The sequence below is a fragment of the Niallia sp. FSL R7-0271 genome (assembly GCF_038005785.1).
Classification (GTDB): Bacteria; Bacillota; Bacilli; order Bacillales; family Cytobacillaceae; genus Niallia.
In genome coordinates this window covers 1,029,844-1,050,997 of sequence record NZ_JBBOTZ010000001.1, presented here as the reverse complement: position 1 = coordinate 1,050,997, position 21,154 = coordinate 1,029,844, and the positions used below count along the sequence as shown (strand labels likewise).

Below are 21,154 nucleotides of genomic sequence, written 5' to 3'. Positions count from 1 at the left end.
ATTTTGGATAAAACTATTAAACTTTAAGCTTACTTAAAGAAATTCTTGACGATAAACCAAACATTAGCCGGCCTTTCTGCAAGCCTCCTCATAAAATAACCGAACCAATCGATACCGTAAGGAACATAAATCCGAACCTTGTAGCCTTCCTTCACAAGTCTGTCTTGCAGCTCTTCACAAATGCCGTACAGCATTTGAAACTCGAATTGGTCATTTGGAATACCATGCTGTTTTACAATGGATTTCGTATACTCGACCATCGCCTCATCATGTGTCGCTACAGCTGCATAGTTGCCGTTAAGCAAATGCTGTTCAATAATTTTTTTGAAGTTGTTATCAACATCCTTTTTCTCCGGAAAAGCGACATTCGGTGACTCTTTATACGCTCCCTTCACTAGCCGAAGATTAGCAGACAGATCATGCAGATCAGCAATATCTCCTTCTGTCCTGTATAGATAGGCCTGAAGTACAATTCCGACATTGTCATATTCCTGACGAAGCTCCTTGTAAATGTCGATTGATTCCTGACAATGACCATAATCCTCCATATCAATTCTCACGAAATTTCCGTACGACTTCGCCCGGTCGAGAATGTTACGCATATTTTTCATACATAACTCCCTGCTGATATCTAATCCGAGGGAAGTCATCTTCAGAGAAAGATTTGATTCTGCCTTCGCTTCAGCAATGGCGTCCAATGTTTGAATACACATCGCAGCAGATTCTACTGCCTCTGCCTCTGTTGAGATAAATTCACCTAAATGGTCGAGAGTTACGACCTTACCTTGTTTGTTTAATCTTTTTACCGCATCAATTGCCATTCCGATTGATTCTCCTGCAACAAACCTTGCTGCACCTAAACGAAGCCCATATTTTTTCGCAAGTCTGTTGGCTGGCTGATTTTTTGCTAATGACTGAAACATATTCCGCATAAGCGCTTCCATTTTACGTCAATCCTCCTTGTACTCAAGCCTCTTGCTCCATTTTATTCATATTGAATGTGGAAAATTCATCTTTTTGAACAAAAGTGTTCAATTACTTCGTTTGTTTGGACAATGTTGTTTATTTAAGTTGATTATATAATATAATTATTCAGAATTGTATAAAAAAGTAAGAAAATCTAACACATTTTTTTATTTTTTACAATGAATATATGTTTTACTAAATTCCTCCATTCTCGCCTATAAAAATAAAGAGAATGCAGACTAATCTGCATCCTCTTTTCCCCTAGTTTCTTCTATAATATATTGCTACTTGTTAATCTACTGATTTAACGCCGCCAAACCATTTAGAAACGAGTTGATCCATTTCACCATTTTCTTTCATCTCTGCCAATTCTGTATTAAATTTCTCTGTCAGCTCACTGTCCTTTGGAAAGGCAATAGAAGCGCCGCCAGTTTCATTATTTGGGACAGAGATAACTTTCAGATTATCATTGTTTTTTATATATCCTTTGGAAACAACATCTTCCATTAAAACTCCTTCAAAACGGCCGCTTTTAATCTCTTCCACTAAGTCAGGCACTCTATCCCTTGTCTCCACAGTGAAATCAACTTCTTTTTGCAGTTCTTTTGCCTTTTCCGCTTGTATGGAACCAACTTGTACTCCCACTACTTTCCCTTTAATGTCTTCAAAAGTCTGAACAGCTCCATCACTGGCTACAACCATAGAAATATCACTTCGAAAATAAGGATTAGTAAAATCCACATTCTTGCTGCGCTCAGTAGTCGCTTCCATACCAGCCATAACAAAATCAACCTTACCTGATTGCAGTGATGTAATCAAACCACTGAAATCCATGTCCTGAATGACTATTTCATAGCCAAGCTTCTCACCAAGCGCTTTCGCAAGATCCACATCAAACCCAATAATCTCCTCACTCGTTGCCGTATCAATATACTCAAACGGAGCATAATCAGCTGAAGTTCCCATCACCAATTGCTTACTACCTTCCTCTCCACCAGCCGCACTCTTCCCGCATGCAGCTAAACCAAGCATACAAACAACCAGCATAACCATCCCCACAAATCTCCTCTTCAAAAAGAACCCCTCCATCTCAACAATCATATGTATTATTTAATACGTTTCATGACGTTTTACTTATTTATACTACTTTCCACCAGCATAGTCAATATATTATTAGAATTTACAGAAAAGTGCAGGGCGCCTGCTTATCGGCGACTTGCATAAGACGAGATGGCCTTAGAAGGTGGCGCTCTTCCACCTTCTTGGACAGCTTGGCTTATGACCTCGAGCGTGGGCAACCGTTTAGCAGCATAATACAAAAAAGCAACCTCCTCTAAGAAGGTTGCAAGCTGGCTTTAAAACGAAAACTTATATCGTTCGCCGACAATATACTGTCTTCCTAAATAAACAGGGACAGCAGTATCAGAAACGACTGTTTCCAAATAGAAAAGCGGTTCTCCAATTGTAATATCAAGCAGCGGCGCTTCCTGGTCAGATGCTCTGACAATTTCCAAGGAAGTTTCTCCTGCATTGTTTAGGTTAATACCGTATTTCTCTTCTAACAGCTCATAAAGGGAGCCGTCGAGACTCTCTTCCAGCAAAAATTTATACCGCTTAAAGGAATAGAAATTATTTTCGAGCATGAGCGGACGATCGTCTGCATATCTGACCCTTTGAATATGAATCAGCTGGTCATCATCGTCTAGCATTAACCGTTCTTTTTCATTGTCATCTGGATCAATCAGTTCCTTTTTGATAACCTTACTTGTTACTTTCAGGCCATGTGCTTCACAAGAAGCGGTAAAACTCTTTAAATGAAGAATCTTTCTTTCAATCTTTTGTGTCTGAACAAATGTCCCTTTGCCTTGCTTTTTTACAAGATAGCCTTCTTCCACCAATTCGGTAATCGCTTTGCGGACAGTAACTCTGCTGATATTATACTTATCACTGAGCTCCACCTCTGTCGGAATCTTGTCACCAGCTTTAAGGCGATTGGCAGTAATAGCTGTGCGCAGCGTTTCTTTCAGCTGTATATAGAGAGGGACACGATTCTCTTGCTTAATCATATTAGTTATCACCTATTCTATTCATTTACTCCAAGAATAACAAAGACTTAAAAATAAATAAATCTTTTCCACTTAATAAGCTTTGCCATGACCAAAAGCACCTTCTACAAGACAAGATGCTGCCGCAAATTCGGCAGCTTTAGCAAGTGCAGTTTCCAAACCATCTTGTTCTTGTTGTAAGTAGTGCAGCAAAAATGCTGTCAGGAAGGAATCTCCAGCTCCTAATGTATCAACAGCCTCGATTAGTTTCGGTATTTGCTTGTAAAAGCTTACTCCATCATATAGCAATGCTCCTTCTGCTCCCATTGTTGCTATAGAAAGTGTGCTTCCAAGTGATACCATTTTCTTAAGGACAGCCTTTGCTTCCTCTTCTGTTAAGTGGCTGCATGAAAGAAAGCTATAGTCAACAAATGGCCCAATTTCAAGCAAGTATTCCTCTGTGAAATCATCAGAAAAATCAAAGGAAACTGGTACACCCGCAGCTTTAATATTCGGCATCTCTTTTTCCAAATAGCTGTACTTGCTAGTATGCAGCAAATCAAAGGATTGGATATATTTTATATCCTCCTTATTTAGTTGGAGCTTATGATACTTCCTTATTCCGCCATCATTGCTCTCCAAAAACACCCGATCACCGTTTTCTAGTCCGACTAATGCATAGCCGCTCTCTCCTTCGACTTCCTGGCAGCGTTTTGTATCAATTGCTAATTCCTTCAGTACATTTCTAATATGCTGTGCCTCATCATCTGTGCCGAATATCCCTAAATAAGCAGCATCAGCGCCAAGCGTTTTCGCATAAACACTGAAATTCAGAGCATTTCCTCCTGGATACATTATTCTTTTATATGTATATTTATCGACAACATTATCGCCAATCCCTAATACTTTCACCGCAATCCTCTCCCCCGTCACATCACCTGTATAAAACCCACGCCAATTATACAATACTGCTCAATTTTTAATCAATTGTGTAAAAACAGCTGAAGAAAACGACTTTAGTACGCAACCTTGCCCATATATCTTCTTGTTTCTAACGGATGCTGTCTGATTTTTGCCAATTCTGCTCGGTACACACTTAAAATACTGTAGAAAACAATCGGATTAAAAAACTCGACAACCTCATCATCGATTGTATTAATCCCTAATTCCTTGCAGTCAACCACTTCTAGCTTTTCTCCATATTGCTTCAAGAAGCTAAGCGCCCTTTCATCTAAAGCTCTCGTTCTGCCTTCATTCATAAGTAAGATATATGGTGTTTCTTTATCTGTTACTTCAAATGGACCGTGAAAATACTCCCCAGTATGTATGGCTGAAGCATGAACCCATTGCATTTCCATTAAAGAACAAATGGAAAACCCGTAGGCATGACCGTATGAAGCACCGCTGCTCAAAACATAGAATATATTCTCATGCTCATATTTTTTAGCAAAGGCTCTTGCTCTTTCTGCTACTTGTATGCGTGCTTTTGCAATAACTGTATTGATTTGCTCTAACCCTTTTATTACTTTATGATAAGCATCATATCCTTCTATACTGTGTAAAGCTTCGACGGCAATGGCAAAAATAATTGCCATTGGGTTGTCTTTTACGTCTGTTTCTTCTCCCCATTTATAAAGAATATTATAGTCTCCATATTCGACTAATGCACCTGTTTCATTATGTGTCAATGTAATAGTCGATGCACCTTTTTCTTTTGCCGTTTTTGCTGCTTCCACAGTCTCTTTCGTATTGCCTCCATGGGAGCAGACAACAACAAGTGAATGACTTCCCAGCGCTTTAGGCACCGCATGCACAAACTCATTACTCGTGTATAGGGACACTCTCGTTCTTTTTGCTTCACTTTTGAGGAAATATTCAGATAAATACATGTCGACTAAAGAACCTCCACAGGCCACTAAATAAATATCTTTCATTCCTTCTTCCTTTTTTGTGTGTATTTCATTAATAATTTCCTTAATATTCAATTTTATCTCTCCCCTATCCGTCCATTTTAAAATACGTATTAAAACGTATTATTAATACAAATAATAGCGACATATTGCTTTTTCGTCAACCTTTTCGTTTCTAATAAAAAACACGGTCCCTAAAGACCGTGTTTTTTACCTATTTTATTAATACCCCTTTATCCCCTGTCTGAATTCCTGCAGCATTTGCTTCATCTGTATCAATATGCATGTCCAAGGCATAAGTATCCTTAACTCTGATTAATACTTTATTGAAAATAAGCTCCCTTTCCCCGTCCGTTTTTACACTAACATATTGTCCATCACTTACACCAAAATTGTCAGCATCCTGTTGTGTCATATGAATATGCCGCTCTGCAATAATAACCCCTTTATCTATTGTGATTTCTCCATGAGGACCAATAATCGTAATGCCAGGTGTTCCTTCAATTTTGCCGGAAGGGCGGATAGGTGGATTAATGCCCAGCTGGCGGGCATCTGTTTTTGAAATTTCCACTTGTGTCAGCGTACGGATTGGACCAAGAATTCGCACCCTGTTAATTTCAGACTTATCTGTTTTGATAGTCACCGTTTCTTCTGCGGCAAACTCTCCAGGCTGTGATAATTCTTTTTTACTTGTCAGCTCATAATTTTCTCCAAACAGCTTTTCTACATCTTCTTTTGTTAAATGGATATGTCTATTTGATACACCGATCGGGATTTGCATTTTCTGCCAGCTCCTTTATACGTTTTTTTTACCTTTCCCTAATAAAAGCAGTTTAATCAAGATTAATCATATCCTGTATCGCCCCAATATGTCTGCCATAAACCTATAATAAAAAAAACCTTTTCTCCTGTATGGATAAAAGGTAGGTTATCCTTATTTTACCGTAACTGCCGCACATCCTGACGGTATTTCTGCTAAATAATAATGACTGATAGCAAGCATTGCTTTTCCGGCATAAAGCATTGCTTTTTCATCAAAATCAAACTTTGGATGGTGATGTGGATATATTGCTTGCAATTCCTCGTTTCCTGCTCCTGTAAAAAATATCATCCCCGGCTTCTTCTCTAGATATAATGCAAAATCCTCACTTACAAGGAGGGCAGGTACTTCTTTTATTACTAACTCAGGCAGGGAGGTCTTAACGGTGTTTGCAAAAATATCCGTTTCAGCAGGATGATTATATACACTTGGCATTCCATACTTATAGTTGAATTCATAATCTGCTTTCGAACTCATGCAGATGCCTTTAATCGCCTCTTCCATTGCTTCTTTTACAAGCTGTTGTACTTCCTTTTCGTATGTTCTCACCGTGCCCTTCATTACGGCAGAATCAGCAATGACGTTTGCAGCATTCCCTGCATGAATGGAACCAATTGTTAGTACAGCTGTTTTCTGTGGATTCACCTTGCGGCTGACGATATATTGAAGCTGGTTAATAAGCTGGCCTGCTACCGCAATAGAATCAACTGTATCATGAGGAGATGATCCATGACCGCCTTTGCCTTTAATCTTAATCGAGAAACCATCGCCAGCAGCGGTTGTATACCCCTTCGTATATGCTATTTCCCCTGTAGGATAAAGACTCCATAAATGATTGCCAAACACTGCATCTACTCCTTCAAGGCAATTGTCTGCTATCATTTTTTCGGCACCGCCTCCGCCTTCCTCTGCATGCTGAAACAGAAGAATGACGTTTCCTGCAAGATTTTTTCGATTTTCATTCAGCACCTTGCCAACTGCCAGCAAGGTAGCTGTGTGCCCGTCATGGCCGCATGCATGCATGACACCATCAACCTTCGACTTATATGGTACGTTCTTTTCATCCTGTATCGGCAATGCATCGAAATCGGCCCGCAGTGCAATTGTCTTACCAGGTTTCGCTCCGTAAATATACCCAAGAACTCCCATCCCACCGACATTTGTTCGGATTTTAATACCAAAATCAGTCAAGATGTCTGCAATCAGTTTAGATGTTTTGTATTCTTGGTTAGTTAGCTCTGGATACTGATGAAAATGCCGTCTCCATTCCACCATCTTGTTATACATTTCCTCCAATTGTTCGTTCCAGTTCTCCAGCATATCTATTCCTCCCCCTTTTATTATTCAGTAAATTCCGAAATTTAAATTTACACCTATGCTTATATAGTTAAGATACCAAGGCAGCAGGCTGCATGCCTTGGCACAGGAGTTCATTTTTATCGGCCGCCGAAAAACTTTCTAAATTTCTCTAGTTCTTCTTTGCTATATTCCTTCGTTTTATCAAAATACGGATTGTCCTCTAAAGGGTCTTTTGGATCTAGATTTGTTTTCATTGAAAAAGCTGCTTGGTTCAAGCCATCTCCAATAAGACGATCATTAAGGCTGTTAAAATCAGGCATTTTGTCATTTCCCATCATTGCACCTCCCAACCTTTTTAGGGTGGGCGTTTCCTGCTATTTTATGTAGAAGGCCTGCTTGTTCCTCTAATATGATTCACGTTGACATTAAACAAATCTTAGAAAATAATGGTTTCATTATACTTTTTGAGATCTTTCTAGTCAAATAATTATAAGAAAATTAAAACTATTTAACCTATTAATTTTTTTTATTATAAATAAAAAGCTCCCACATCAAAGTGAGAGCTTTCATCTTAAATTATACGAGTTGTTACAATTCCTTCAATTTCACGGATTTTTGCTTCTAATGATGGGATGATATCGCCAGCCACCTCATTGTCAATATCAATCATCGTGTATGCATATTCACCACGGCTTCTGTTAACCATGTCAGCGATATTCAAACTGTATCCAGAGATTGCCATCGTGATTTGTCCAACCATATTCGGCACGTTTTTATGGAATGCTGCGACTCTCTGCTTGCCTGTATAAGGAAGATATACATTTGGGAAGTTAACGGAATTCTTAATATTCCCTGTTTCCAAGTAATCCTTCACTTGGCGTGCAGCCATAATCGCACAGTTTTCTTCTGATTCCTGTGTTGAAGCACCTAGATGAGGCACAGGAATTGTATTTTTCATTTTCAATACATTTTCATTTGGAAAATCAGTGATATATCTGCCGACTTCGCCATTTTCAAGAGCAACCGCCATATCGATTTCATTTACCAGCTCTCCGCGGGAGAAGTTCAGAATTTGAACACCTTCCTTCATGATGCTGAATGCTTCTTTGTTAAACATCCCTTTTGTATCATTAGTTAATGGTACATGAACAGTAATATAGTCGCTTTCTGTAAACAGCTGCTCAATTGTCATCGCACGCTGTACATTTCGAGAAAGATTCCATGCTGTATCAACAGAGATGAATGGGTCAAAGCCGATTACATCCATATCCAAATCAAGAGCATCGTTGGCAACAAGTGCTCCAATCGCTCCTAAACCGATAACACCAAGTGTTTTTCCTTTAATTTCTTTACCGACAAACTGCTTTTTACCTGCTTCAACAAGCTTTGGAATTTGGTCGCCTTCTTCTTTCAGGTTTTTCGCCCAAGCAACACCATCAAACAGATTACGAGAAGAAGCCATTAAGGAAGTCAGAACCATTTCCTTTACTGCATTTGCATTTGCTCCAGGTGTATTGAAAACGACAATTCCTTTTTCTGTGCAATTTTCAACAGGAATATTGTTAACACCTGCACCTGCACGAGCAATCGCCTTTAATTTGTTCCCAAATTCCATAGAATGCATATTATAACTGCGAGCTACAATCGCATCAGGATTTTCACTGTCATTATCAATGATAAAATTCTCTTTCTTAAATACGTTCAATCCGCTGCCTGCGATATTATTCAAGGTTTTGATTGTTTTTACTTTGTCTAAAAGGGTTGTGCTCATGTAAGTTGCTCCTCTTCCCATAAAATAGTTTGCAAAATTCTTTGCTATTTGACCAAAAACAGCCCAAAATCTCTTCCAATAAAGAGAAAGAGGCAAAGGAAAAAGAGAAAGCTTTATTCCCTTACCTCTGCCCAGGCGAACGGCATCGACACTATGTGCTCCCCTACGGTTAATCCCGCGTTTCGCCAGTCACACACAGCCTTTTGATTTCTTCTAATTTAACAAATTCTCCAGTAAGATTCAATGATTATTTAAAAATTCACCAAGTTTATTATTTTCCAAATCCCAAGCCATTTTACTGGAATAACTTTATATTTCTATTAATCGGGATTCTAAAGAATAAGCTCACTAACAGATTATTTTGTATAAATCAGTCTACGCCTCTATTCTACAGAGAGAGCTATGTCTATTTTTAATCTTATTAGTCGAAGATATCTTCTTTGAGGATTTCTATCGCGGAAAAACAGTGTAAAGGCATCTCTTCATTAAAGTATGCTGTTCCTTTAATTTTGGACCAGCCTTTATGCTGCCATTTTAACTGCCAAATGCTTTTTAGATGAAGCATGCTCTTACTCGAAAAAAATGCTATTATGGTACCATTCGAGTTACAGGAGGATACTCATATTGAAAAAGGTAGTTCATGTAGTTGCAGCAATTATAGAAAACGAACGAAACGAAATATTATGTGCCCTTCGTTCACCTGTTATGTCTCTTCCGAACAGCTGGGAGTTTCCTGGAGGAAAAATAGAAGCTGGTGAAAATGCATTTCAAGCATTAGAAAGAGAAATCATGGAGGAACTTGGCTGCCAAATAAAAGCGACCGATTTATTTCACGAAAATACGCATGAATATGAGAGCTTTATTATTACCCTAACTTGCATAAAGGCAACTATTATTTCTGACAGCCCAAATGCAAAGGAACATTCTAAATTAATTTGGCTAAAGAGAGAGAATCTTGAATCATTAAAATGGGCTCCAGCTGATATTCCAGCAGTACATAAATTGATAAATGAATACATCTGACAATATTAATTAAGGCTTTATTCTGGAAATTAGGTCTGAAATTAAGCGACTTGATTGATAGAAAGCTGGCAATAGGACCATCATTTTTAAGATATCACTTTGTTTATACACAGAAACAAAAAACAGATGAACCAATTGTTCATCTGTTACGGAATTTTATGATTTTGCCGCAGGTAAAACTCCCGCTTCTGCTAAAATCTCCTTAACTTGTGAAATCTTCTTTTCATTAAGTGGTGCTGACGGTGGCAGAACATATGTAGAAATGTCGAGGCCGCATTGCTTTATTGCCTCCTTTATAACATTTACAAATGGGCTGTCAAGCTTGTAAAGCTGCGGAAGTATAGCTAGCTGCTTATAAAGGATGGAGGCCTTAACAAGGTCGCCGTTTAAAAAGGAACGGTAAATGCCGATGGAAATTTGCGGTGCGAAGTTGCCGCTTGCAGATATCGTTCCATCTCCGCCAAGCTGAAGCGTATTTAAGAGATGGTCATCATAACCGCATAAAACAGAAAAGTGAGGATGTTTACGCTTTACTTGCATTATCATATCACGGATATGCCCGATAGAATCAACGGTTTCTTTAATGCCAGAAATATTGGGATGATTGTCGACAAGGCGGGCCACAAACTCAGGGCTTAAATCCTGGCCGGTAAGGTTAGGAAAGTTATAGAGGAGAACAGGAATGTCAACAGACTGGGCAATTTTGCTGAAGTAGCCATATAGATTGTCATCAGTCAGCTTCCAGTAAAAAGGATTGATGACCATAACGCCATCTGCCCCTATTTTTTGGGCATGTACACTTAATTCTACCGCTTCCCTTGTATTGGTGCTGCCAGTGCCAATTAACACAGGCACTCTCCTTTTTACATGCCTCACCGCAAACTCAGCTGTCTGTAATCTTTCCTCCCTAGACATCTGACTGAATTCCCCGCCAGTCCCCAGAAACAACAAGCCGTCAACACCTGCTTCAATCAGCCTGTCAATCAACTGTCCCATTTCCACTTCACTCAGCTTGCCTTCTTCGTCAAAAATCGTGGACACAGGTGGAATAATTCCCTTGAATTTGTTCAATTTGCTTCCTCCTTTACCTAATAATGTAATCTGATTATACCAGCAGATTTTGCCAATTGTAAACCCTTACATATAACTAAAAATAAGCATGAAAAAAGTCTTCATGCTTACTTTGTTATTACCCTTTTATATCTTTCAAAAACTGAATGACAGCTTCTTCTTTCGTCGCCCAAGACGTTACTAAGCGGATTGCTGATTTATCTGCATCCGTTTTTTCCCACACTAAGAAAGCATACTTGTCTTGCAGCTTTTTGATCTGATCATTGTGCAGAATCGGAAACAGTTGATTGGTTGGAGAATCAATAAGGAAATCAATATTCTCCTTATGCAGACCTGTTCGTAAAAGACTTGCCATGTTGTTAGCATGTTCAGCAAGCTCAAAGAAGAGATTATCACGGAATAACTCTAAAAACTGAATTCCTAAAAGTCTGCCTTTAGCAAGCAGTGCTCCTTTTTGCTTAATATGATAACGAAAATCCTCTTTCAAGGAATCACGAATAATCACAAGCGCCTCACCAAGCAAGGCACCGTTTTTCGTGCCTCCGATATAGAATGCGTCCACTAAGTGGGGCAGGTCGCTTAATTGAAGATCGTTGCCGTCTGCACATAATGCAGAACCAAGTCTGGCTCCATCTAAAAATAGCAAAAGATTATGGCTGTCACAGAAGCTTTTCAGCGCTTCTAGCTCACTCTTTAAATAAATAGAGCCAATTTCTGTTGAATTGGATATGTAAACAAGCTTTGGTTTAACCATATGTTCATCAGTATGTTCGTCCAACACTTGCTGAATATGTGCTGGTGTCAGCTTGCCGTCCTCTGTATCAATGGCAACAACTTTATGCCCTGTGGCCTCAATTGCTCCAGTTTCATGAACGAAAATATGACCGCTAGTTGCAGCAATTGCCGCTTCATGTGGTCTTAAAAAGGCAGAAATCGCTGTCAAATTTGTTTGTGTGCCGCCAGAGAGCAAATGAATATCTGCATCTGCATGGCCCATTTTTTCCTTTAAAACTTTCACCGCTTGTATTGTGAAGCTGTCTTCTCCGTAACCAGCTTCTTGTACAAGATTTGTTTCTATTAGTGCTTGCAATATATTTGGATGGGCACCTTCACTATAATCATTTTTAAAGCTGTACATCTTTTGCCTCCAGTCTGGCAATACAATAAACATATTGCCTAGTTAAAAATAGATATCTACACTAATTATATTCGTTTTCCTAAATAAAAAAAATCCCATTGTTTAAAATGGGATTTCTTTCAATTAAACTGCAACTTCATCTTCCCGTTTCTTTCCTGTTCTCTTTTTGGAAGATAGCTTATTTGCAGTTAGTGTAATCAGAAAAGCAACGACAAGGGGAACAACCATTGCGATAATAAAACCTGCAATGTTATTGGAAAGGAATGGTGCTGTAAAGGATGGAACATAAGCTGTTCCTCTTACATTGAATAAGCCGACAAGACCTCCGCCAATTCCTGCTGAAACAAGTGCTCCGCCAAAGACGATTTTATTGGAGAACATGAACGGATACGCTGATTCTACAAATGTCCCAAAGCCCATATTGATTAAAAAGCCCGGTGCAGCTACAGCACTCTCTCCTCTGTCTCTTGGCGCAACGATGTTCGCAAGATTAATTCCTGCAGCCACCATTACTAAGCCAACCATATCGACAGCTCCTAAAAAGCTGTTTCCTGTTTTCTCCATTTCGAGCAGCACAATTGGCAAGATTGCTGCATGATAAACCCCGCCTAAAATTGCAGGCCATATGAGCACGCCTGCTAGTACACCGGCAAGTATCGGATTAAAAGCTACCGCTTGTTCAATAACATCCTTAATAAGGTTGCCAGCCTGTAAAGCAATCGGACCGATTAAATAGTAAACGAATAAGCCAGCAATTAGTCCCGATAAACCGCCGCTGACAATATTGACAGTCGTGATTGGGAATTTCCACTGTATGCATTTGCGGAAGAAAAATTGTACAAGAAGACCTGCTGCAATCCCGCCGATTATTCCGCCAATAATACCGCCTTGAACAGACAATATCCCAGCAATAACACCCGCGATAATAGACACTTCATCCAGTTCAGAAACCTGTTTAGCCGCTATAACTGCAAGCATTACTGGTAAGGCATTTATCATTAAATCAAATATGTCACTTAATCCTTTCAGCGCTGGAATCTGGCTAATAGCGAGACTAAGCGCCATTGCGATAAAGCCTGGCAGTGATGAAACCATAATGCCCCTTATATTAATGTTTTTCCACGGAGCTGTATTTGTTGCTTGCGTCTTTTCGTATGAGCCGATGATGGGATTAAATTTTATGTTCCAATGCTTACACAAGGAGGATATGAACGAAATGGCTCTTGTTCTGCTTGTTGATCCTGTCGTACCAGAGGAAGAAATAACATTGGCGCCCATTGCTGTCATTGCAGCCATAGAGGTTCCTCCTGTACCGACAATTGGCAGCTTTCTCTCAATGGCGGCAGCTAAAGTCTCCTTGTTAACAGCTTTTGTGTCAGCACTCATCGCAATGATGCCGTCCACTTCCCCTTTTCTAATACTTGCTGCAATCATGTTATCAAGCTTTGCTGCTTCAAGATTAACCTCTTTTAAAGAAGCCTCAAACAAAGATAGCACCTCATTGTCTTTATAGCCGTAAATAGCCGCATTCGTATGGTCCTTTGCTGTATCCATCGACTCTTTCGCAGCGATAAACTGGATATTAGCTACATTCAATCCAGCTGCATGTGCTTGTTTTAATATTTCTTCCAATAGCTGTACTGGTTTTGCGCCGCCGAGGTTAAACAGATTTCCGCCGCTGCTGCCAATAATGACAATATTCTTCATTGCACATCATCCCTTTATTTAATATATGTATAAATAAACACTTCTTTAGTTTGGTAGTTTGGTAAAGTGCTACCATACTAAAATAACATATACAGGTTAAATTCTCTAGTTATTTTTTGATAATTTAGAAGTATTTAAATTCATAAAAGTGTCATAACTTGTACACCTTTGCCGAAATAAATAAATATATAATTACTTGTAATATTCTCCTTTTTTATTAAATAAAATCAAAAAAGCCTGTCACTTCTCTCAAAAAGTGACAGGCTTGCTTTTATATTTTATACAAAATTGCGCCGCTAACTAAAAGAACAGAACCTAACAGCAAGAAGTTAAAAATGCTTGTAGCTGTATCAGGCAGGCTGTTGCCTTTTTGCTCTTGGTGTGTGTTTTCCTCTTTCACTTGCTTATTTGTTTCATGCTTTTCTGTTTCTTGTTTTGGTTCCTCTTGTTTTACAGGAGTTTCATTGTTTGTCTCTTCACCTGCTGAAACTTCCTCCTGCTCATCTGAGTCCTCTGCTTGATCATCCTGTGCAGGCGGTGTCTGCTCCTCCTCTTCTACAGCTTCCTCGTAATCAGCAGTTTTTACGAAGGAGAAATCATCCAAGCTTCCCCATGCGCCAGCGTTCGCCTGAATGCTTGCACCGATCGTAACAGTTCCATTCAATATAAGAATATCGCTGATTTTAGGATCTGCCCAAATATTCCACCCAGTAACATTAGTTGGCACATCATATTGTTTATCATTCGTTTTTACATACAGCTTCATATTGGCAGCAGCTGCATCTCCGCCTTGAATGAACATGGAAGCATCATAGTAGCCTGGAGTCAGTCCTGTGATTGTCTGTTCAACAGTAAAGTCTACACGGTCTGCTGAATAGAAATGCAAAGAATGTTCACCAGATTTAGCATCTGCGGGATTTTTTAGAAAATCGGCATGTGGTGCTAAATCATTCGGATACGTAATTTTCCACATGCTTTTATCTGCCTCTTCAAAGCTTGGATTTTGCACAAAGTTTTCCGGTTTAATTGTAAGATTTGCCTTAACTGACAAACCGCCCTCTACTGTCCCGTTAATAACATACTCACCGATGCCTGCATTAATTGCCTCGATTAAAGCTTGCTCATCCCAAGTGACAGCAATCGGCCCTTCTGTGCCATCATTATAAACAGCTGTTACGGTTTCAGGGAGCTTGATGTCTTCCCCTGCTGCTGCCTCAATTGTAACGTCTGTCAGCTTCTCTATTTTAACTGGGGCAACTGCTCCTGTGTTCACGTATTTAAACACATTTAACGAAGCGAGCGGTTTTCCGTTAAAGTCGAATAATGCCTGGTTATCGACTGCACTTCCGCCAAACCACGCTCCGGCATCATGGGGATCATATTCTGCAGCATAACTTGACGCCCAGCCAGAACCGTATTTCTCCCATATGGCTTTATTTTGTGCTAACTTATCTGGGCTGCCGACTGGTATCCAGGCAGGCTCCCAATAAAACACGCCGATGCCAGCATCTCCCACATTAGCGACCGCTTCTATCACATCCCGGACCGCTGTTGCTTGTCCTTGAACAGTGACAGGATAATTTAATGTTTGTCCAGAGCTTTTTGGTGCTGTATTTTCATGGCCATCTCCATCAATACTTGTATATGTATAGGATGTTTCGGCGACCATTACTTTTTTACCGTATGTGTCTGCGACATTTTTCAAAACAGATGTTAAATTGCTTAATGACCCATGCCAAAATGGATAGTAAGAGCTTGCAAATACATCATAATCGACATTGTTATCATCGAGTGTCTTTGCTATTGATGCATAGCGGCCTGCTGTTTCCGGATTAGTGAAATGCAAGGCTGTCAGGATGTTAGGATCCACTTCCTTGATTGCCTTGCTGCCTTCATTAAACAGCTCAGACATTTTTGTCCAGTCCTTTTCGCCCACAAATCCACCTGTCGTTTCATTGCCGACCTGGACCATGCCGATGTTGATTCCTTCGTTAAGCAATGCTTGCAAACTGTCCTTCGTATACGAGTACAACGCCTTTTTCTTGTCTTCAAGACTTAAATTGGCCCAAGCTTTAGGTGCCTGCTGTTTAGCAGGATCTGCCCAAAAATCCGAATAATGGAAGTCTACTAACAGCTTCATTCCATTCGCTGTCGCTCTTTTTCCTATTTCCTTTGCTTTTTCCAAATCATTATTTCCGCCGCCATATCCGTTTCCGCTTGCATCATACGGATCATTCCAGATGCGGACGCGTACATAATTAACGCCTGAATCTGCCAATGTTTTGAAAATATCCTGCTCTTGTCCTGCTTCATTGTAATATGTAACACCGCTGTCTTCTTGGGTAATAATGCTGGAAACATCGACTCCCTTGATAAAGTTATCGTTTAAGCCCTCAACTTTTTCAACGAAAATATCACTTTCCACTGGTTCCGTTGCACTGCCATCGACCTTTTTCAGAGAAAAGCCGTCCAAATAACCCCAAGTATTCGGCTGTCCTGCAATTTCAGCGCCAAACTCAAAGTTTGCTGTATCCTGAGACAGTTCAAACGTCAATGACTGTGTCTCCCAGTTGTTATAGCCTTTTGTAGCTGCCTGACTTATTTTGCTTGAACCTGCGAATAACGCTACCTGTCCAGCTTCTTTATCTGCTCCCCCCATCGTTTGCACGGTTAATTCGTACTTTCCGGCAGGAAGTGAGGCAGCTGTTTGCTTCACTTTAAAGGTTTGAGCACTGGCATTGTCCTTTATCCAGAATTTCAAAGCATACTGTCCTTCAGCAGGTTTTATCCAAGTATCTTCTGCATAAGCAAAATGATGTACCTCAACCTGACTATCATCTAAATCTTGAAAGCTCCAGGAACCATCTGTCCAGAAGTCTGTTTCCATTCCACCATTCACTGCATAGCTGTTTTCTGCTGCTTTAGTGTTTGTCGGCATTAGACTTATCATTAATATCAATACATACAATAAAGGAAGTACTTTCCTCCATTTACCGCACTTCTTTTTCATCAACATCACCTTCTAATTGGAGAATTTTACAACAAAAAGAGAATACGAGTTACAGCACAGTGCTTAATACATTCATTTTTTTAAAATGATGCATGATACTCCTTGCTGTTCTCGCATTCTCTTCCTAAAAATTAGCCTTTTACTTTCTCTACTATTCTCACTTCATACTTATCTAGCTTTATACTGCCATGAAGCTGCTCACCAGTAATAACATCCTTTACTTCACTGCCAAGGACAACTGGCTGCGTATCTTCTGTAAAGTTCATAATAAAGAGATACTCTTTACCTTCATCTTGTCTTGCTTGAACAGATACTCCGCTGCCATGTGTTATCGCGTAATCTGGCTTTAATGACAATTCTTCAATAAGCTTGCCGTAGAAAGCACGATGAAACTCATCATCTAATCGGCCGCCAATATAGTAAGCTTTCCCATTCTCATAAGCATTGCTTGTTACTGCTGCTGTGTTTGCATAAAAATCTTCTTTATACACACCTTCCACATTAGCAGAGGCAATATTTACAACGGTTGCATAATCCTTCAGTACATAATCCTTGCCTTCGTAATGGACAGTGTTAGCATCTTTCGGATAAAGTGTATCTGTTTCAATTGGATTTAGGCCAAACATGTCTTGCAGATCTTGATGCCAGCCTTCCATATACGTTAAGTCATGCTCATTCACGATTCCGCTTATATATGTCATGATTAACGTACCGCCATTTGCTACATACGCTTTTAAGCGGGCAATCGTCTCTTCACTTGCTAAATAGAGCATCGGCACAATCAACAGACGGTATTTAGAAAAATCGTTTTCCTTTGTGATCACATCAACTGGAACATCCTGCTCCCAAAATGTGCGATAATGCTGCTGCAATGTTTGCGGATAGCGCTTCGTGTCTAATCCGTAGCCTTGCGCATCATTCAGCGCCCAGTTATTTTCCCAATCATACAGGATGGCTGTATCTGCTACACGATTTGTACCGACAATATCGGTCAGCTTTTCCAGCGTTGTACCGACCTTGGCAACTTCCTGGAACACCCGGTTATCCGGGCTGTTATCATGGTCAACAACTGCACCGTGAAACTTCTCTGACGACCCACGCGATTTGCGCCACTGGAAGTATAGAACGCTGTCAGAACCATGGGCAACCATCTGCATAGAAGAAAGCAAATGCATGCCTGGACGTTTCGCTTTATTGACTTTATGCCAGTTGACAGCACTTGGTGTTGACTCCATCAGCAAAAACGGCTGCTCTTTTAAACTGCGGAATAAATCATTAATGAAGCCAACCTTCACCGCTAAATCCGCTGTTGTTTCCCAATCATTATGCCAAGCAGGATATGCATCCCAGCTTATCACATCTACGTGACGCGCAAACTTGCTGTAATCAAGACTTTGGAATGGAATCAAATCAAATGTATCTGCCATCAAATTTGTAGTAATCGGAATATCTGGTGAAATCTCTTTAATTGGAACAATTTCATTCTCAAAAAAGTCAATTGTCTGGTCTGTCACAAATCGGCGCCAATCCAAGTTTAATCCGTGCACTGCATTCTCACCGATTGGAGAAGGAGATTCAATCTGTGACCAGTCACTGTATGTGTGGCTCCAAAACGGCCCCCACCAAGCATCATTGACAGCCTTCAAGTTATTGTCGTACTTTTTCTTCAGCCATTGTCGGAAGGCTTCCTGACAGGTATCACAATGACATTCCCCGCCATATTCATTGGAAATATGCCACATCAGCAAAGCCGGATGGCTGCCGTATCTTTCAGCAAGCAATCTGTTAATCTGCTGTGTTTTTTCTCTATAAACACTAGAAGAGAAGCAGTGATTATGGCGCCCGCCATGGAGCTGCTTCCTTCTAGCGCCGTCAACACGCAGCACCTCCGGATATTTATGGGACATCCATGCAGGTCTTGCACCGCTTGGCGTAGCCAAAATCACTTTGCCGCCAATACCATGAATTCTTTCTATCACCTCATCAAGCCATTCAAAATGGTAGACACCTTCCTCTGGTTCCAAGGCGCTCCACGCAAATATCCCAAGCGAGAAAGTGTTTGTGTGGGACAGCTGCATCAGCTTAATGTCATCCGCTAAAATATCTGGACGGTCCAGCCACTGATCAGGGTTATAATCGCCGCCATGCAGCATAAATTTAGCATCTGTAACAAATGTTTTCTCTTTGTTTGCCATAAAAGTCTCCTTTTTGTTTCCTTATTTTTAGTTAACCTTTTGTTCCACCTGCAGTCAGACCTGATACAAAGTTCTTTTGCAGCAGAATAAATATGATGGCAATTGGAATGCTTATTAAAATGGCTCCTGCAGCGAATGTTGTATAGCTTGCACCCATCACTTCATTAACAAGATTATAGAGTCCAATCGGCAATGTGTAAGATTCCGGTGTGCGCAGGATAGTTGATGACAAAACGAAATCTCCTAACGGTCCTGTGAATCCATTCATTGCTACAACGGCAATCATCGGTCTTGATAACGGCATGAGGATTTGCCAAAAAATTCTTGTATTGCTTGCGCCATCAATTTTGGCACTTTCATCAAGATCCATCGGAATGGAATCCATATAGCCCTTCATTAAATACGTATTCATTGGTATTTGTCCGCCAATATATAGTAAGATCAAAAGCCAATGGCTGTTCATAAGCCCAAGAAGCTGAGCTAAAACGAACAAGGCAATCAATGCAGAGAACTGCGGAATCATTTGCAGCAGCAAGAACACTGTAAGTGCATTTTTTCTGCCTTTAAAACGGAAACGAGAAAACGCATATGCTGTGAACGATACGCTGATAACCGTTCCTATCATGGTAAAGACACTGATTTTTAGCGAGTTCATATACCAGTTGGCATATTGCAGACTCTCTTTGCCTGCGAACAGCTCTTTATAATGATCCAATGTCGGATTGCTCGGAATAATGGACGTACTAATAAGACTGTTGCCAGGATTAAAGCTTGCTCCGATTGTCCAAAGCAAAGGATAAATGATGATTACTGTCATAAAAGCTAAGATGCCATAGGAGACAAGGAGCCGAAAGAATCTTTTTTGCTTCATGTTTGTCTTCATCTCTTACGCTCCTTCTTTAAATGAATTTGTGCGTCTGAACTGCCATAGAGCAATCGCAATAACAAATACAGAAAGCAGAATCGTTAATGCGGCAGCCAAAGAGTACTGGCTTGATTGCATTGTCAGCTTATAAATCCACGATACTAAAATATCGGTGCCGCCCGCTGTTGAACCAGGCACTGCAGGGCCGCCGCCATTAAATAGATAGATAATATTAAAGTTATTAAAATTGAACGTAAACTGTGTAATGATGATTGGCGCCATTGCGATTAAGATCATCGGCATTGTTATATGCTTGAACTTTGCAAAAATACTCGCACCATCAATCGTTGCTGCTTCGTATAAATCGTCTGGAATAGACTGAAGCACACCTGTTGTTACTAGGAATATATATGGGAATCCAAGCCAGCCCTGCATTAAGATTAAGGCAACTCTTGACCAGCTAGCATCTGTCAGCCACGGTATCGGCCCTATGCCTAATGCTGCAAGAATATCGTTGTTGACTGCACCGAAACTGTCATTGAATAATCCTGCAAAAATCAAAATCGTAACAAAACCTGGCACTGCCCAAGGCAATACTAGAATTGTGCGGAAAAATTTCTTAAAGCGGATTTCCTTTTGGTTAACAAGGACTGCCAGCCCAATACCAATGCTAACTTGCACAGTTGAGGCAACAATTGTCCACACAACCGTCCATGCAAGCACATCGAAGAATGTCGAACGCCATATATCTACTGTGAAAATTTCAGCGAATGTTTTCAATCCGACCCAATCTGTCAAATGTGCCGGCGGAGAATGGTATAAGTCATAATTCGTAAAGGCTAACGCGAAACTGAAAAGGATTGGGAAAATTACCGCAAAAATTAAAATGAATAAAGAAGGTCCGCTCACAAGATACGGATATCCTTGCGCAACCAGATTATGGTATTGTTCTTTCAATGAACTTAATTCCATGTTTTCATCACGTAATTTTCCGTTTCTATAAGCATCTCTTAAGTTAAAATAATATACCGCTAATCCAAAGCATGTAACTATGATGGCAATGATTCCTTCTGCTAAAAGGAAAATAGAATTATCACGAGGTACTTCTGTTCCTAAAGTAAAGATTCCCCAGAAACCCATATTAAGCAAATCTCCAAATACTAAAAAGAACATTATGCCTGTTAAAAGCAACAGCAGACCCTTTACCCATTGCTTGTTATAGAACTGCCCAACTCCTGGAATAATTGATAGAATAAGAGCTTTATTGCGATGTTGCACCTTTTTCACCCCTTGATTATTCTTACTTTATGTAATGAGCCGGAATTATGCAGTGC

17 protein-coding genes and 1 riboswitch are annotated in these 21,154 nt (G+C 40.1%); of the genes, 1 reads left to right on the top strand and 16 read right to left on the bottom strand.

Translation table 11 applies throughout. From position 1 onward, the window contains the following. Nucleotides 1–29: 29 nt before the first annotated feature. From MKX82_RS05430 to MKX82_RS05390, 9 genes are all read right to left on the bottom strand, one after another. Nucleotides 30–944 (bottom strand): proline dehydrogenase family protein, encoded by a 915-nt coding sequence (locus MKX82_RS05430; RefSeq protein ID WP_233317121.1) that lies wholly within the window; start codon nt 942–944, stop codon nt 30–32. 313 nt (nt 945–1,257) lie between these two features. Beyond that, on the bottom strand, nt 1,258–2,019 hold the full coding sequence (locus MKX82_RS05425; protein WP_445738838.1) for a transporter substrate-binding domain-containing protein: 762 nt from the start codon (nt 2,017–2,019) through the stop codon (nt 1,258–1,260). Between the two features lie 302 nt (nt 2,020–2,321). Then, nucleotides 2,322–3,032: a GntR family transcriptional regulator gene (locus MKX82_RS05420; protein WP_233317122.1), complete on the bottom strand. Its 711-nt coding sequence runs from the start codon at nt 3,030–3,032 to the stop codon at nt 2,322–2,324. A gap of 72 nt (nt 3,033–3,104) precedes the next feature. After that, complete coding sequence (locus MKX82_RS05415) at nt 3,105–3,923, bottom strand: PfkB family carbohydrate kinase (protein WP_233317123.1); 819 nt, start codon at nt 3,921–3,923, stop codon at nt 3,105–3,107. 104 nt (nt 3,924–4,027) lie between these two features. Then, nucleotides 4,028–4,996, bottom strand: a complete 969-nt coding sequence (locus MKX82_RS05410) for an SIS domain-containing protein (RefSeq protein WP_341075525.1) — start codon at nt 4,994–4,996, stop codon at nt 4,028–4,030. Between the two features lie 139 nt (nt 4,997–5,135). Continuing rightward, the gene (pduL, locus tag MKX82_RS05405; RefSeq protein WP_237941047.1) at nt 5,136–5,702 is read right to left on the bottom strand and encodes a phosphate propanoyltransferase; all 567 of its coding nucleotides are present in this window, start codon (nt 5,700–5,702) and stop codon (nt 5,136–5,138) included. 153 nt (nt 5,703–5,855) lie between these two features. Next, nucleotides 5,856–7,061, bottom strand: coding sequence for a M20 metallopeptidase family protein (locus tag MKX82_RS05400; RefSeq protein WP_237941045.1), 1,206 nt, complete (start codon nt 7,059–7,061; stop codon nt 5,856–5,858). 116 nt (nt 7,062–7,177) lie between these two features. Beyond that, nucleotides 7,178–7,378, bottom strand: coding sequence for a hypothetical protein (locus MKX82_RS05395; RefSeq protein ID WP_341075522.1), 201 nt, complete (start codon nt 7,376–7,378; stop codon nt 7,178–7,180). Between the two features lie 233 nt (nt 7,379–7,611). Further along, entirely contained in the window at nt 7,612–8,811 is a 1,200-nt protein-coding gene (locus tag MKX82_RS05390) for a phosphoglycerate dehydrogenase (RefSeq protein WP_233317128.1), read from the bottom strand. 122 nt (nt 8,812–8,933) lie between these two features. Then, nucleotides 8,934–9,014: riboswitch (ZMP/ZTP riboswitch) on the bottom strand. A 421-nt stretch (nt 9,015–9,435) separates the two neighbouring features. Here MKX82_RS05390 and MKX82_RS05385 point away from each other — a divergent pair. Continuing rightward, nucleotides 9,436–9,834, top strand: a complete 399-nt coding sequence (locus MKX82_RS05385; protein WP_233317129.1) for a (deoxy)nucleoside triphosphate pyrophosphohydrolase — start codon at nt 9,436–9,438, stop codon at nt 9,832–9,834. A 156-nt stretch (nt 9,835–9,990) separates the two neighbouring features. Here the strand turns inward: MKX82_RS05385 and MKX82_RS05380 are convergent, their stop codons facing one another. From MKX82_RS05380 to MKX82_RS05350, 7 genes are all read right to left on the bottom strand, one after another. Continuing rightward, entirely contained in the window at nt 9,991–10,905 is a 915-nt protein-coding gene (locus MKX82_RS05380) for a dihydrodipicolinate synthase family protein (protein ID WP_341075519.1), read from the bottom strand. A gap of 118 nt (nt 10,906–11,023) precedes the next feature. Then, a complete protein-coding gene (locus tag MKX82_RS05375; RefSeq protein WP_341075517.1) occupies nt 11,024–12,043 on the bottom strand; it encodes a threonine aldolase family protein in 1,020 nt (339 codons plus the stop codon). Between the two features lie 123 nt (nt 12,044–12,166). Continuing rightward, nucleotides 12,167–13,750 (bottom strand): PTS sugar transporter, encoded by a 1,584-nt coding sequence (locus tag MKX82_RS05370; protein ID WP_341075514.1) that lies wholly within the window; start codon nt 13,748–13,750, stop codon nt 12,167–12,169. 271 nt (nt 13,751–14,021) lie between these two features. Beyond that, nucleotides 14,022–16,760 (bottom strand): glycosyl hydrolase 53 family protein, encoded by a 2,739-nt coding sequence (locus MKX82_RS05365; RefSeq protein WP_341075512.1) that lies wholly within the window; start codon nt 16,758–16,760, stop codon nt 14,022–14,024. 131 nt (nt 16,761–16,891) lie between these two features. After that, nucleotides 16,892–18,955 carry a beta-galactosidase gene (locus MKX82_RS05360; RefSeq protein ID WP_237941034.1) on the bottom strand — a complete coding sequence of 688 codons (2,064 nt, stop codon included), beginning with the start codon at nt 18,953–18,955 and terminating at the stop codon, nt 16,892–16,894. Between the two features lie 31 nt (nt 18,956–18,986). Then, the gene (locus tag MKX82_RS05355; RefSeq protein WP_445738828.1) at nt 18,987–19,826 is read right to left on the bottom strand and encodes a sugar ABC transporter permease; all 840 of its coding nucleotides are present in this window, start codon (nt 19,824–19,826) and stop codon (nt 18,987–18,989) included. A 15-nt stretch (nt 19,827–19,841) separates the two neighbouring features. Next, nucleotides 19,842–21,098, bottom strand: coding sequence for a carbohydrate ABC transporter permease (locus tag MKX82_RS05350; protein ID WP_251644677.1), 1,257 nt, complete (start codon nt 21,096–21,098; stop codon nt 19,842–19,844). Between the last annotated feature and the right edge of the window lie 56 nt (nt 21,099–21,154).

Excerpts from the sequence above, each read along its gene's own strand:
- MKX82_RS05355 (WP_445738828.1), bottom strand. The coding sequence starts at position 19,826 with ATGAAGCAAAAAAGATTCTTTCGGCTCCTTGTCTCCTATGGCATCTTA.
- MKX82_RS05360 (WP_237941034.1), bottom strand. The coding sequence starts at position 18,955 with ATGGCAAACAAAGAGAAAACATTTGTTACAGATGCTAAATTTATGCTG.
- MKX82_RS05370 (WP_341075514.1), bottom strand. The coding sequence starts at position 13,750 with ATGAAGAATATTGTCATTATTGGCAGCAGCGGCGGAAATCTGTTTAAC.
- MKX82_RS05375 (WP_341075517.1), bottom strand. The coding sequence starts at position 12,043 with ATGTACAGCTTTAAAAATGATTATAGTGAAGGTGCCCATCCAAATATA.
- MKX82_RS05390 (WP_233317128.1), bottom strand. The coding sequence starts at position 8,811 with ATGAGCACAACCCTTTTAGACAAAGTAAAAACAATCAAAACCTTGAAT.
- MKX82_RS05365 (WP_341075512.1), bottom strand. The coding sequence starts at position 16,760 with ATGAAAAAGAAGTGCGGTAAATGGAGGAAAGTACTTCCTTTATTGTAT.
- MKX82_RS05430 (WP_233317121.1), bottom strand. The coding sequence starts at position 944 with ATGGAAGCGCTTATGCGGAATATGTTTCAGTCATTAGCAAAAAATCAG.
- MKX82_RS05420 (WP_233317122.1), bottom strand. The coding sequence starts at position 3,032 with ATGATTAAGCAAGAGAATCGTGTCCCTCTCTATATACAGCTGAAAGAA.
- MKX82_RS05425 (WP_445738838.1), bottom strand. The coding sequence starts at position 2,019 with ATGGTTATGCTGGTTGTTTGTATGCTTGGTTTAGCTGCATGCGGGAAG.
- MKX82_RS05395 (WP_341075522.1), bottom strand. The coding sequence starts at position 7,378 with ATGATGGGAAATGACAAAATGCCTGATTTTAACAGCCTTAATGATCGT.
- MKX82_RS05400 (WP_237941045.1), bottom strand. The coding sequence starts at position 7,061 with ATGCTGGAGAACTGGAACGAACAATTGGAGGAAATGTATAACAAGATG.
- pduL (WP_237941047.1), bottom strand. The coding sequence starts at position 5,702 with ATGCAAATCCCGATCGGTGTATCAAATAGACATATCCATTTAACAAAA.